The sequence below is a fragment of the Nocardioides stalactiti genome, from assembly GCF_014180715.1.
Lineage (GTDB): Bacteria > Actinomycetota > Actinomycetes > Propionibacteriales > Nocardioidaceae > Nocardioides > Nocardioides stalactiti.
The window spans coordinates 1-11,199 of sequence record NZ_JACEFC010000127.1; the positions used below are offsets into that span (position 1 = coordinate 1).

General features: G+C 72.1%; 11 protein-coding genes. 7 read left to right on the forward strand and 4 right to left on the reverse strand.

Going from position 1 to position 11,199, the window contains the following annotated elements; all coding sequences use genetic code 11:
- Nucleotides 1-166 precede the first annotated feature (166 nt).
- Entirely contained in the window at nucleotides 167-1,021 is an 855-nt protein-coding gene (locus tag H0487_RS19230) for an MBL fold metallo-hydrolase (protein WP_183095845.1), read from the reverse strand.
- Nucleotides 1,022-1,191: 170 nt separating this feature from the next.
- Here H0487_RS19230 and hrcA point away from each other — a divergent pair, with 170 nt between their 5' ends.
- The 3 genes from hrcA to H0487_RS19245 are packed head-to-tail and all read left to right on the forward strand — an operon-like array spanning nucleotide 1,192 to nucleotide 4,193.
- Nucleotides 1,192-2,208, forward strand: coding sequence for a heat-inducible transcriptional repressor HrcA (gene hrcA / locus H0487_RS19235; protein ID WP_183095846.1), 1,017 nt, complete (start codon nucleotides 1,192-1,194; stop codon nucleotides 2,206-2,208).
- A 49-nt stretch (nucleotides 2,209-2,257) separates the two neighbouring features.
- Nucleotides 2,258-3,427: a molecular chaperone DnaJ gene (gene dnaJ / locus H0487_RS19240; protein WP_183095847.1), complete on the forward strand. Its 1,170-nt coding sequence runs from the start codon at nucleotides 2,258-2,260 to the stop codon at nucleotides 3,425-3,427.
- Between the two features lie 19 nt (nucleotides 3,428-3,446).
- Nucleotides 3,447-4,193 (forward strand): 16S rRNA (uracil(1498)-N(3))-methyltransferase, encoded by a 747-nt coding sequence (locus H0487_RS19245; protein ID WP_183095848.1) that lies wholly within the window; start codon nucleotides 3,447-3,449, stop codon nucleotides 4,191-4,193.
- Here the strand turns inward: H0487_RS19245 and H0487_RS19250 are convergent.
- On the reverse strand, nucleotides 4,190-5,260 hold the full coding sequence (locus H0487_RS19250; protein ID WP_183095849.1) for a winged helix DNA-binding domain-containing protein: 1,071 nt from the start codon (nucleotides 5,258-5,260) through the stop codon (nucleotides 4,190-4,192). The two genes, H0487_RS19245 and H0487_RS19250, sit on opposite strands and share 4 nt — an antisense overlap.
- Nucleotides 5,261-5,305: 45 nt before the next feature.
- On the opposite strand from H0487_RS19250, the gene H0487_RS19255 reads away from it, so the two are divergent.
- From H0487_RS19255 to H0487_RS19270, 4 genes are all read left to right on the forward strand, one after another.
- A complete protein-coding gene (locus tag H0487_RS19255) occupies nucleotides 5,306-6,130 on the forward strand; it encodes a 1-acyl-sn-glycerol-3-phosphate acyltransferase (RefSeq protein WP_183095850.1) in 825 nt (274 codons plus the stop codon).
- Nucleotides 6,130-6,570: a hypothetical protein gene (locus tag H0487_RS19260; RefSeq protein ID WP_183095851.1), complete on the forward strand. Its 441-nt coding sequence runs from the start codon at nucleotides 6,130-6,132 to the stop codon at nucleotides 6,568-6,570. The genes H0487_RS19255 and H0487_RS19260 overlap by 1 nt, the downstream gene beginning before the upstream one ends.
- Nucleotides 6,571-6,625: 55 nt before the next feature.
- Nucleotides 6,626-7,627, forward strand: coding sequence for an SGNH/GDSL hydrolase family protein (locus tag H0487_RS19265; protein WP_183095852.1), 1,002 nt, complete (start codon nucleotides 6,626-6,628; stop codon nucleotides 7,625-7,627).
- 76 nt (nucleotides 7,628-7,703) lie between these two features.
- Nucleotides 7,704-9,353, forward strand: a complete 1,650-nt coding sequence (locus H0487_RS19270; protein WP_183095853.1) for an MBG domain-containing protein — start codon at nucleotides 7,704-7,706, stop codon at nucleotides 9,351-9,353.
- Nucleotides 9,354-9,431: 78 nt separating this feature from the next.
- On the opposite strand, the gene H0487_RS19275 is transcribed toward H0487_RS19270, so the two are convergent.
- Together H0487_RS19275 and H0487_RS19280 are read right to left on the reverse strand one after the other, a co-directional pair.
- A complete protein-coding gene (locus tag H0487_RS19275; RefSeq protein WP_183095854.1) occupies nucleotides 9,432-10,361 on the reverse strand; it encodes a Gmad2 immunoglobulin-like domain-containing protein in 930 nt (309 codons plus the stop codon).
- A 27-nt stretch (nucleotides 10,362-10,388) separates the two neighbouring features.
- Nucleotides 10,389-11,199 (reverse strand): hypothetical protein (locus H0487_RS19280; RefSeq protein WP_183095855.1); only part of this gene is annotated, 811 nt, incomplete at its 5' end.

Below are 11,199 nucleotides of genomic sequence, written 5' to 3' on the forward strand. Positions count from 1 at the left end.
CGACGAACCCGCAGGGTTGGGTCGGCGAACCTGCAGGGTTGGGTCGGCGAACCTGCAGGGAGACTGCGGGTTCGTCGACCGAAGGGTGCGGGTTCGTCGACCGAAGGGTGCGGGTTCGTCGACCGAAGGGTGCGGGTTCGTCGACCGAAGGGTGCGGGTTCGTGGGTCAGATGAGCGGGAGCCGCTTCTGGCTGCGGGGGAGCTGCTCGTAGCCGCGGCGGACGGCGTCGGCGAGGCGCTCCCGGGGGAAGGGCCACTCGGCGGCAGCGAGTGCGTCGGCGACCGAGACCCCACGGGTGGCGAGGTCGCGGATGGTCTCGGCGACGACGCCGATGTCGGCCCGTTGGTCGAAGACGAACTCCCGGTCGACGACAGCGCCGTGGCCGGGGACCACGACCGTCGCCGGGGACATCAGCTGGGCGACCAGGTCGAGGGTCAGCGGCCAGTCGAGGGGGTACGAGTCGGCGCCGTAGGCCGGCGGGCCGGACTGCTCGACGAGGTCGCCGGCGAGGAGCACGTCGGCGTCGGGGACCCGGACGACGAGGTCGCCCCCGGTGTGTCCGCGGCCGGGGTGGACGAGCTCGACGGCGCGGTCACCGAGGTCGAGGACGGCGGCGGAGGAGAACGTGTGGTCGGCCGGCACGACCTCGGTCGCGCGAATGTCGGGCAGACGCGGGTCGTCGTACCCGTCGGCCTCCGACTTCTGCTTCCACTGCTCGCCGCTGGTGACGGTGCGCGCCGCCGCCTCCTCGGTGGCGTGGATCGGCAGGGTGCCGCCGTACTCCTGGCGGAAGGTGCCGTTGCCGAAGGTGTGGTCGAAGTGCTCGTGGGTGTTGACGACGGCCACGACCTCGCCGGCGCCGAGCGCCCGGATGTCGTCGATGACGTCCCGCGCGAGCGGCCCCGACGCATAGGTGTCGACGACCGCCAGCCCGCGGGAGCCGCCGACGAGACCGATGTTGAGGTCGATGAACTCGTAGTGGGCGACCCACACCCGGTCGGCGATCTCGGTGAACGGCATGGCGGGGACGCTACTCGCGCCCGCGGCGTCGTCTGCCAGCAGATCCCGGCTCCCCTCTTCCATGACGACGCGCCGACGGGTGCGCCAGGGAGCGGAGGGGGCGGTATTCTTGGCACTCCGGTGATCCGAGTGCCAGACCGGGCACGGCGCACGACCCGCGAGGAGGCGAGATGCAGGAGGACCGCAGGCTCGCCGTGCTGCGCGCGATCGTCGAGGACTACGTCGCCACCGAGGAGCCGGTCGGCTCCAAGGCGCTGGTCGAGCGGCACGGTCTCAACGTGTCTCCCGCCACCATCCGCAACGACATGGCGGCGCTCGAGGACGAGGGCTACCTGGCCCAGCCGCACACGAGCGCCGGTCGGGTCCCGACCGACAAGGGCTACCGCCTCTTCGTCGACCGGCTGACCACGGTCAAGGCCATGAGCGCCGCGGAGAAGCGCGCCATCGCGACCTTCCTGGACGGTGCCGTCGACCTCGACGACGTCGTCCACCGGTCGGTGCGGGCGCTCTCGCAGCTCACCCGCCAGGTCGCGGTCGTCCAGTACCCGACGTTGTCACGGTCCACCGTGCGCCACGTCGAGATCGTCGCGCTCACGCCGTCGCGGCTCCTGCTGGTGCTGATCCTCAGCAGCGGTCGGGTCGAGCAGCGCGTCGTCGAGCTCGACGCGGACCTGGCCGATGACGACCTCGCCGCGCTGCGGTCGCGGGTCAACCTCGCCGCGACGGGCGAGCAGATCGCGCTCGCCGCCACCGCCCTCCACGGGCTGCTGGCCGGCGACCTGCCGCCCGCACCGGTGACCAAGGTCGTCGTCGACACGCTGGTCGACGCAATGAGCGACCACCGCTCCGACGAGCGGATAGCGGTCGCCGGCACCGCCAACCTCGCCCGCTTCGGCGACAGCTTCGACTCCGCCGTCCGGCCGTTGCTGGAGGCGCTGGAGGAGCAGGTCGTCCTGCTCAAGCTCCTGGGCGAGGCCACCAGCGGCGGTGCCGTCACCGTCCGGATCGGCGCCGAGGGCCCCTACGAGGAGCTCTCGTCGACGAGCGTCGTCCAGACCGGCTACGGCCCCGACGACGCGCTCGCCTCGATCGGCATCGTCGGTCCGACCCGCATGGACTACCCGAGCACGATGGCGGCCGTCCGGGCCGTCGCACGTTACGTGTCGAGGATCCTCGACGAGGGCTGACCGCCCCGACGACGACCCCGCCCGAAGACAGAGAGAAGCAAGGAAGCACGTGAGCCAGGACCTGTACGACCTCCTCGGTGTCGCCCGCGACGCGGACGCCGACACCCTCAAGAAGGCCTACCGGAAGCTCGCCCGCCAGCTGCACCCCGACGTCAACCCCGACCCGGAGTCGCAGGAGCAGTTCAAGCTGGTGACGGCTGCCTACGAGGTGCTGTCGGACCCGCAGAAGCGAGCGGCCTACGACCGGGGCGGTGACCCGTTCGGGGGCGGCTTCGGCGGCCAGGGCGCCGGGTTCTCGTTCACCGACATCATGGACGCGTTCTTCGGCGGCACCGCCGGCGGCGGCACCCGGGGTCCGCGTCAGCGCACCCGCCGCGGCCAGGACGCACTCATCCGGCTCGAGGTCGAGCTCGCCGAGGCCGCCTTCGGCGTCTCGCGCGAGCTCAAGGTCGACACCGCGATCCGCTGCGCGACCTGCGACGGCGAGGGCGCCGCGCCCGGCTCGCGTCCGGTCGCCTGCGAGACCTGCCACGGTCAGGGCGAAGTGGCCCACGTCCAGCGCTCCTTCCTGGGCGAGATCCGCACCCTGCGGCCGTGCCCCGCCTGCCGCGGCTTCGGCACCGTCATCCCCGACCCGTGCCGTGACTGCGCGGGCGACGGTCGGGTCCGGTCGCGTCGTACCCTCACCGTCAAGATCCCGGCGGGCGTCGACACCGGCACCCGCGTCCAGCTCAGCGAGCAGGGCGAGGTCGGTCCCGGCGGTGGCCCGCCGGGCGACCTGTACGTCGAGATCCACGTCGCCCCGCACCCGACGTTCACCCGCAACGGCAACGACCTGCACTGCACCGTCGTGCTGCCGATGACGGCCGCGGCGCTCGGCACCAGCCTCGACGTGCCGACGCTCGAGGCCGACCTCGCGGCCGCTGACGGCGCCGCCGACTCCGGCCTGCAGACCGAGTTCTCGCTCGACGTCGCACCCGGCACCCAGTCCGGTCACGAGACGGTCGTCCGCGGCCAGGGCGTGCCCGGGCTGCGCGGCGGCCGGGGAGACCTGGTCGTCACGGTCGCGGTCGAGACCCCGACCCGCCTCGACGAGCGGCAGCAGCAGCTCCTCCGCGAGCTCGCCGTGCTGCGCGACGAGGAGCGACCGTCCGCCCAGGTGCGCGCCACCAAGCAGGGCGTGTTCGGCCGGCTGCGCGACGCGTTCACGGGCCACTGAGCAGCCGGCGCCGGCTCCCGTGACGCTCCCGCAGCACGTCGTGCCCTCCCTCGTGGGGGTCGTCGCCGGTGCGACGGTGACCGTCGAGGGCGACGAGGCCCACCACGCGGTCGTCGTACGACGCCTCCGGGTGGGGGAGTCGGTGATGCTCGCCGACGGTGCGGGTGCGGTCGTGACCGGCGAGGTCAGCGCGACGACGAAGCGTTCCTTCGACGTGCGCGTCGACCAGGTCGACGTCCGCACCGAGCCGACACCGACGGTGACGGTGGTGCAGGCGCTGCCCAAGGGGGAGCGCGGTGAGCTCGCCGTCGAGGTGCTGACCGAGATCGGCGCCGCCCGGATCGTCCCGTGGGGGGCCGCGCGCAGCGTGGCGATCTGGAAGGGCGAGCGAGCGGCCAAGTCCCACGCCAAGTGGCAGAGCACCGCGCGGGAGGCGGCCAAGCAGTCCCGGCGTGCCTGGCACCCGGTGGTGCCGCCGCTCGCAGCGACCGCCGAGGTCCTCGCCCTCGTCGGCGGGGCCGACCTCGCAGTCGTCCTCCACGAGGACGCGAGTGAGCCGCTGAGCGCCCTCGCCGTGCCCGACGACGGGGAGATCCTCGTCGTGGTCGGTCCCGAGGGCGGGCTCACCGACGACGAGGTAGCCGCCCTCGTCGGCGCCGGCGCGGTGGCGGTCCGGCTCGGTGACGAGGTGCTGCGGACGTCGACCGCCGGCGTCGCCGCGGTCGCCGCGCTGCTGGCGCGGACCCCGCGCTGGGGCGGGCGCTAGCGCGACGCCCCGGTCGGTTCGACGGACAGGAGCGCCTCGACCCGTGCCGTCTCCTCCGCGAGCTCGGTCTCTTCCTGCGCAGTGAGCTCGCGGTGCAGCCGGTCGACCACGACCCGGCCCTCGTCGACGCGCCAGATGCCGGCCAGCCAGCCGTCGGCGAACAGGGTGTTGCCGATGCCGCCGTTGGTGCCCATCCAGGACTTGCGAGCGACCGCGTCGGTGACCCGGTCGCGCGCCGCGTGGGACAGCCAGAGGTTGTCGTAGGTGCCGAGCAGCCGGACCGGCGCGGGCGCGTCCTCGTCGGCGATCGGGGCGTCGGCGACGTCGTACAGGACCCGCCCGTCCTCGTCCTCGTGCTGCACGAGGTCGTCCATGCCCTTGAGGACGGGGGCCAGCCGGGTGACGGCCGACCATGCGGTGACGTCGGCCGCCGTCGCGGGCCCGAACGCGCGCAGGTAGCGCCGGACGAGGTCGGGCACGTCGGGCTCGGCCAGCGGGACGCCCGTCCAACGGTCGACGTAGTCGTAGACCACGCCGCCCGAGGCCTTCCAGCAGCCGCGGGGCGGGAGCTGGGCCAGCGGTGCGACCCCGCGGGCGAGCTGGCCCAGCTGGGTGGCGGGGTAGGGGAAGCGCTCGGCGAGCCGGGCGCCGATGTCCTTCTGCGGCAGCGGGCCGTCGGCGAGCACCTCCCGGAGCGCTGCCTCGACCTGGCTGCGCTCGATGTCGCGGCTGTCGCCGACGGACTGGCTGACCCGGATCTCCTGCTCGATCCGCGGAGTCACCCACGGCCGCAGTGCCGCGGCGTCCTCGGGCGTGAGCAGGTGGATGGTGCCGCGCAGGGTGAGCAGCCGGACCAGGGTGCGGTCCTCGAGGAGGGCGCTCACCGCGAGCGGGTCGGCGTCGGTCAGCCGCGCCGCGAGCGAGAGGTACGGCGGCAGGTTCTCCTGGGCCTGGAGCCCGACCAGGTGGCGGACCATGTCGGTGGGGGACAGCGCCACCCGCTCGAGCAGGTGCTGGCGTAGCAGGAGCGTGCGGTTCAGGCGTTGCCGAGTCAGACGCAGGGGCACCCGCCAGAGACTAGTGTTCGACTCGGACACCGACGGAGGTATGGGATGGCACGGATCGGACTACCGGCGATGCATCGGGTCGCCGACGGCCTCGAAGGTCGTGATCCGGAGTTCATCCGCAAGGTGCTGCCGCGGTTGTGGCTGGCCTTCGAGCTGTACTTCCGGGCCGAGGTCGAGGGCTTCGAGAACGTGCCCCAGGACGAGCCGGTCCTGTTCGTCGGCAACCACAGCGGCGGTGCCGGCGTGCCCGACACCTGGTTGTTCCTGCTGGCCTACAACACCTACTTCACGGTCGAGGGGCGCCCGCTCGTCGGTCTCGCCCATCGGGTGATCACGGAGGCGCCGGTCATCGGTGACCTCGCCCGGCGGTTCGGGATGGTCAAGGCCGGCCCGGACCGCGCCCGCGAGGTGCTCGAGCAGGGCGCCAACGTGCTGGTCTATCCCGGCGGTGACGTCGAGGCGCTCCGGCCGACCCGCGACCGCAACCGGATCGTGTTCGACGGCCGGAAGGGCTTCCTCAAGCTCGCCCACGACGCCGGCGTCAAGATCGTGCCGGTCGTCGCGACCGGTGGCCAGGAGACGGTGATCGTCATCAACGACGGCCGCAAGACAGCCAAGGCGCTCCGTCTCGACACCCTGCTGCGGATCAAGTCCGTGCCGCTGGTGCTCAACAGCCCGTGGCTGATGCTGCCGCTCCCGACGGTGCCGCTGCCGGCCAAGATCCGGATGCAGGTCCTGCCGCCGATCGACCTGCGGGAGAAGTTCGGCGACGACCCCGACTGGGACCATGCCTACGACTTCGTCACCTCCACCATGCAGGTCGGGCTCTCCGCTCTCGCCGCCCGGACGACGCTGCCGGGGCTGGGCTGATGGCGACCACGGCCGCCGAGCGGATCGTCGTACGACGTCCGTTCGAGGAGGTCGCCAAGGTCGCGACCGATCCGCAGGTCCTGCTGCCGTTGGTCGCGGGTCTGGGCCGCTTCAAGTTCATCCGCGACAACGGCGACGGGTCGGAGGAGTGGGACATGTTCCTCGACATCGGAGCGATCCACGTCGGTGGTCGGGTCCGCGTCGTCAGCACGCCGCCGACCTTGTCCTGGGCGTCGGTCCGCGGCACCCGCCACACGATGGCGGTGGAGGTGACCGAGCACCCGCAGGGTGCCGAGGTCTCGATGACGATGACGGTCCAGCTCGGGGGTCTGGTGATGGGCCGGATCGCCGAGTTCGTGGCGCGGGGCATCGCCGGACGCCACCTCGTCGCGGGGCTGGAGCAGCTGCGCCACCACCTGGAGTTCGGCGACCTGGCCTGACCAGAACGCTTCAGTAGGTCACGTGACCCGTTGGGACGTAACTCGTTGACCTGACGTGCGCACCCGGATCGCCTCAGCCGCCCTGGCGGCCGCCAGCATCGCTGCTCTGGTCAACCTCGCCCCCTCGCAGGCGCAGGCCGGAGCCCTGATCGCTGCCCCGACCGCTGCTGCTGGGCCGCGCTACGACGAGTACGTCGCGCTCGGCGACTCGTGGTCCGCCGACGTGGTCTTCCTCGACGGGCACGGGCTCCCGGACACGACCCACGTGCCGGTCGACTGTGCCCAGTCCCACGTCAACTACCCCAAGCTCGTCGCCGCGCGGCTCGGGGTCCGCGAGCTGCGGGACGCGACGTGCGGGTCGGCCACGACGGAGCACTTCTCGGCCCCGCAGTCGCTGCCCCTCGGCGGCACCAACGCGCCCCAGTTCGACCGGCTCACGCGGACCACCGACCTGGTGACCGTCGGCATCGGCGGCAACGACGCCGGCTTCGCCGGGGCGGCGCTCGCCTGCATCAGCCTGCTGCCCCTCGAGACCATCCCGATGGACCTGCTGCCACTGCCGGACCTGCCAGTGCCGCTCGTCTCCACCTCGACCCTGCCGGTGGGTGGCTGCAAGGCCTACTTCACCGCCGGCGGCGTCGACCGGCTCGCCGTGGCGATCCGGAAGTCGGAGATCAAGCTGGTGCGCGCGTTCCAGGAGATCCACCGGCGCTCGCCCCGGGCGCGGGTCCTCGCGGTGAACTACCTGGCGGGTGTCCCGGCCAAGGGGTGCTGGCCGGTCGTGCCGATCACCGACAAGGACATGGCCTACCTGCACGCCACGTTCCTCAAGCTCAACGCGATGGTCGCCCGCGCCGCCCGGCGCGGCGGCGCCGAGCTCGTCGACACCTACACCCCGACGCTGGGCCACGACATGTGCCAGGCGCCGAACGTCCGCTACGCCGAGGCGTTCGGCCCCTCGGTCAACGACCCGGCGATCGGCGTACCGGCCCATCCCAACGCCGCGGGCGCCCGTGCTCAGGCGGACGTGGTGTTCAAGTACCTAAGCACTCACTAAGGGACCCGTTGTTTTCCTCAGCTGCCGCACAGCCGGTGTTAGTTTTTTTCGATCCTGAGTTCACATGGGGGAACTTGTGAAGATTCGTCATCTCCTCGCGCCGATCGCGACCGTCCTGGCGCTCGGCGGCCTCGCTGCCGCCCCGGCGCCGGCCCACGCCGCCACCAAGTCGGTGACCGTCCGCGTCAACGGCTTGCAGATCTACGGCGGCACGGCCACCTTCACCGGCTACACCGGGGTGTCCGGGGTGACGGTCAGCGGGGTCACCTGCACCGGCCTGACCAACGGTTCCGCGATCTCGCCGACACTGGCGGCGCTGGGCAGCTACACGATCGACGGCCTGACCTGCAGCGGCGGTGTCCTCAGCCATCCCGACTACGCCATCACCAAGTACATCGGGATGCGGCACACGGTCAACAAGGCACCCCTCCGGGTCGTTGCCGACAACAAGACCCGCGAGTTCCGCGACCCCAACCCGCCGTTGACCTACACGGTGACCGGCTTCCAGAACGGCGAGGACGCCTCCCTCCTCACCGGCGCGCCGACCATGTCGACGACGGCGAAGCCCGACTCCCAGGTCGGCAACTACTACAACATCAGCATCGCCGCGGGCACGCTGTCGGCGGGCAACAACTACGTCCTGCGGCCCTTCATCGCCGGCAAGATGACGGTGACCCACAAGTCGGTCATCGTCGCGGTGACCGGGGCGCAGGTCTACGGCGACGCGGCGCCGAAGTTCACCGGCAACTCCGGCTGGGAGGGCATCTACGTCGGCGGCGTCACCTGCACCAAGCTGGCCGACGGCCGCGACATCGTGCCGACGCTGCCGGTCGCGAACCTGCTCCAGATCGACACCTCGACCTGCTCCGGCGGGACGCTGACCGGCCGCAACTACAAGATCGTCGGCTACTCCTCGGTGAAGTTCAACGTGCTCAAGGCGCCGTTGACCCTCACCGCCGAGCCCAAGTCGAAGACCTACGGTGACGCCAACCCGGCCCTCACCTACACGGTCTCGGGCTACGTCAACGGCGACGACGCCGCCTCGGCCCTGACCGGCGACCCGTCGCTCACCACCGTGGCCGACGAGACGAGCGACGTCGGGAGCTATCCGATCGACCTCGAGGTCGGCTCACTGGCCGCGCGGAACTACCACTTCACGTTCAAGGACAGCACCCTCGCGGTCACCAAGGCCGTCCTCTCGGTGAGCGCCAACGCGGCGACCCGGGAGTACGGCGCCGCCGACCCGACGTTCAGCGCGGCCTACGCCGGCTTCAAGAACGGCGACACCGTCGCGGACCTCACCGGTGCGCCGGCGTTCAGCACGCCGGCGACCGCGTCGTCCAACCCCGGCAACTACCCGCTGTTCGTCACGGCCGGCACCCTGGCGTCGTCGAACTACGCGTTCGGTCCGTTCAACGGCAACATCCTGACGATCACCCAGGCCGACGCCAACATCGAGACGAAGCGGATGACCGCGGGCGGCGTCCTCGAGGCCACCCTGACCGCCGGTGCCGCGAAGGCCCCGGTCCAGGGCGCGACGATCACCTTCTTCACCGGCAACGGGTCGGCCATCGCCTGCACGGCGACGACCGACGCCACCGGCAAGGCGACCTGCACGGTGACCAACAACGGGCACCGGACCCAGATCGCGACGGGTGGCTACGTCGCCCGCTTCGCCGGTACGGCGGGCGTCAAGGCCGGCGAGAAGCGCCAGGGCATCCTGTAGGTCCCGTTTCACCCACGCACAGCGACCCGGCACCTCTTGGTGCCGGGTCGCTGTGCGTCGATACTGGCTGGTGCCGGGCTACTCGACGACGATCGTCTTGGTGTCCTCCGAGGGGCCGTTGCCCTCGGCGCCACCGGACGGGTCGTCGGTGAGGGCGACGAAGGTGTACTCGCCGGGGGCGAGGCTGCTGACGTCGACCTCGGTCTCCCACGGGTACAGGCCGTCGATCCAGCCCTCGGCAGTGGCGAAGCCCTCGAGGACCTTCGCGCCGGAGCTGTCGCGGACCTGCCACGGGACGGTCGCCTCGAACGAGCTGGCCTCGCCGGACGCGGTGAAGGTGTCGCTGACGGTGGCGCCCTCGGCGGGGGAGAGGACGTTGACGAACGAACGGACCTCGAGCTCGTCGGCCGCGTCCACGCTGGCGGCTTCGATGCCGAGGAGCCGACCCGAGGGCTGGACCGCGACCGGCGCCTCCTCGCCCTGCACGGCCTGCAGCGTGTAGACGAGCTGCTGGACCGCGAGCTCGGCGTCGGCCGCGCTCATCCCGGCGGGGCGGGTGTTCCAGGAGTCGTCCGCGAGGGTGACGACGAACTGCTCCCCGTCGAAGGTCACGCTCGCGAAGGAGCCGGACGGGAACAAGGTGCGGTAGTCGGGGTCGAGGACGTCGCCGGCGGTCACCAGGGCGGCCGCCTCCTCGAGCGGGTTGTCGTCACCGACCGCGCGGACCTCGGCGACCAGGCCCTGCCCGGCCGGGGTGTCGGCGACGAAGAAGACCGGCACCTCGATGGTGCTCGCGGGCGCGGTGTCGGACTCGGTCGGCTCCGCGGAGTCCGTCGACCCGGGATCCGTCGGCTCGGTCGCGTCGGAGGTCTCCGCCGCGGGCGTCGATGCCGGGTCGTCGCCGCTGCTGCTCGTGGGCTCGTCGTCGCCGCAGCCGGCGAGGAGCAACGCGGCGAGCGCCGCCGTCGTCGCGAGGCGGGCCTGAGGGGGAAGGGAGTGACGCTTCATGGGTTCGATCCTTGCTGTGAGGTGCGGTCAGCGGACGGTGATGGTGCGCGTGTCGCTGAACTCGGAGGGACGGTCGGAGGTCTGCCCCTCGACCGTCGTGGTGACGCGGAAGACGTAGCTGCCGGGCGGGAGCCCCGAGAGGTCGATGGGCCCGGTCTCCCAGCCCGGGGCGCCGAGCGTGGCGCGGGCGTCGGGGCCGGTGATGTCGGTCGGGACGGCCCGCCCGCTCCGGACGACCACCCCGTTCTGGGTCAGCGACCAGTCGACCCGGCGGACGTTGTCGGCCTGGGTGCCGTTGGCAAGGAGGACGCCGGTGTCGACGGCCAGGTTCTCGGCCGGGTCGGTGATGTTGACCGGGGCGGTGAGGTCGTAGGACCGGTCGCGGTCGACGACGGCACCCACCCGGGTGCCGAGCACCCACCGGGCGACCCGGCCGTCGTACTCGAAGGACACCGGGAGGGTCTGGCTGATCGCCGCCTCCGCGGTGTAGACGGCCTGCTGGACGCCGTACCGGCCCTCGGCCTCGACGGGCGTCGGGGCGAGCGCGCGGTCGGTGCCGAGCACGACGACGACGCGGCCGTCCTCCACCCGCACGGACTCGAAGGAGTCGGCCGGCCAGAGAGTCTCGTAGTCGGGGTCGACCGGGCCGACGTCAGCGGTCAGCCGGCGCAGCGCGACGAGCACCTTGACCGCGGGGTCGGAGGAGGGGGTCACCGCCTGGAACTCGCGGAACAGCCGCGGTCCGTTGCTGGTGTCGGAGACGAAGTAGATGCCGGCGGCGGCGGTGATCGGCTCGTCGTCGTCGTCGTCGGCGGCGGTCGGGCCGGTCGAGGACGCG